The sequence below is a fragment of the Streptomyces sp. NPDC006265 genome, from assembly GCF_040613555.1.
Classification (GTDB): domain Bacteria; phylum Actinomycetota; class Actinomycetes; order Streptomycetales; family Streptomycetaceae; genus Streptomyces.
Genome location: NZ_JBEXSH010001323.1, coordinates 1 through 1,674 on the forward strand (window position 1 = coordinate 1; position 1,674 = coordinate 1,674).

General features: G+C 76.9%; 1 protein-coding gene. It reads right to left on the reverse strand.

Annotated features, from left to right (window positions below; translation table 11 throughout):
* The coding region (locus ABZ281_RS48425; RefSeq protein WP_356665123.1) for a beta-ketoacyl reductase at window positions 1-1,602 on the reverse strand (1,602 nt) is incomplete at its 3' end.
* Window positions 1,603-1,674: the final 72 nt, after the last annotated feature.

A 1,674-nucleotide genomic window follows, 5' to 3' on the forward strand; every position in this document is an offset into this window, starting at 1 on the left:
GTCGTCGAGTCCGGCGAGCCGGTCGGCGAGCCCGGGCCCCGCGTCGGCGGCGCCGCGCGCCGTGGCGCGGACCGGCACGCGCACCAGCGACCTGAGCAGCACCGGGATCTGCGGCTGGCGGCGCAGGACGGGGATGTCGAGCGGAGTGGCCACGAGGTAGGGGCGGCCGGTGTCCAGGGCCAGGTCGAACAGGGCCGTGCCGAGCTCCTGCGGGACGGTGCGGAAACCGCTGCGGGCGATCCGCTTCAGGTCCGTCTCGGTGAGGCCGCCCGTCAGACCGGTCGCCCGCTCCCACAGGCCCCAGGCGATGGATGTGGCCGGCAGACCCGACGCGGCACGGTGCTGGGCGAGCGCGTCCAGGTGGGCGTTGGCCGCGGCGTAGGTGGGCTGGCCGGGGCCTCCGACAGCCGCGGCCACGGACGAGAACAGCACGAACGCCGTCAGCCCGGCGTCGCGGGTCAGCTCGTGCAGGTTCCAGGCCGCGTCGGCCTTGGGCCGCAGCACGGCGTCGAGCCGCTGCGGTGTCTGCGAGGCGATGACGCCGTCGTCGAGGACGCCCGCGGTGTGGACGACGCCGCGCAGCGGGTGCGCCGACGACACCGAGGCCAGGACGCCCGCGAGGGCGGTGCGGTCTGCGACGTCCGCGGCGGCCACGGTCACGGTCACGCCCAGGGCCCGCAGTTCGGAGCACAGCTCGGCGGCGCCCGGGGCGTCCGGGCCGCGCCTGCTGACCAGCAGCAGGTGGCGCACGCCATGGCCCGTGACCAGGTGGCGGGCGAAGTGCGCGCCGAGCGAGCCCGTACCGCCGGTGACCAGGACGGTGCCGTCGGGGTCCCAGACCGTGCGGGGGCCGTCGGCGGCGGGCTGCGGTACAGGGGTGCGCAGCAGACGGGGTACGTGGATTCGGGGGGTGGTGCCGCCGGCGGTGGTGGCGGGAGTGGTGCCGCCGACGGTGGTGCCGCGGATCGCGGCCTGAGGTTCGCCGGATGCGACCACGGCGGACAGCGTGTCCGGGTCGGGTTCGCCGTCCGCGTCCACCAGGACGATCCGCCCCGGCGTCTCCGACTGCGCCGAGCGCAGCAGGCCCCAGGCGGCCGCGGCGGCCGGGTCGGTGACGTCCTCGTCGCCGGTGACGGCCATGGCGCCACGGGTGACGACGACCAGCGGTGTGCCGGCCAGGGCCTCCTCGGCGAGCCACTGCCGCGCCCAGGACAGGGCCCGGCCCACGGTGTCCCTGACGGCGTCCCCCGCGATTGTCCCTGCGGGGTTGGTCGGGTCGGGTGCTCCTGCGGGGGTGGTCAGGTCCAGGCGTACGGCCCCGATGCGCTCGCCGGCCGTCCTGGCGGTCGCGGTGACGGCAGGTACGTCCGGGTGCGTGGCGGAGCCGAGGGTGAGCCAGTTCAGGGAGGCGGCGGGCAGGGGGCGGGCGATCCACTCCACGTGGTGGAGGGCGTCGCGGTGCCGGGAGCGGGCGGCCCGCAGCGCGTCGGCGCGGACGGGTCCGACGGCCACGGCGTCGGCCACCGCGACCACCTGCCCGGCCGGGTCGGTGAGGCGCACCGCGTAGGTGTCCTCGGCACCGGGGACCGGGGCGAGGTGCACGCGCAGGGTGTCCGCGCCGACACCATCACCGGGATCGGTGCTCGGCGAATACCCTGATGGCCGACGGTGAGG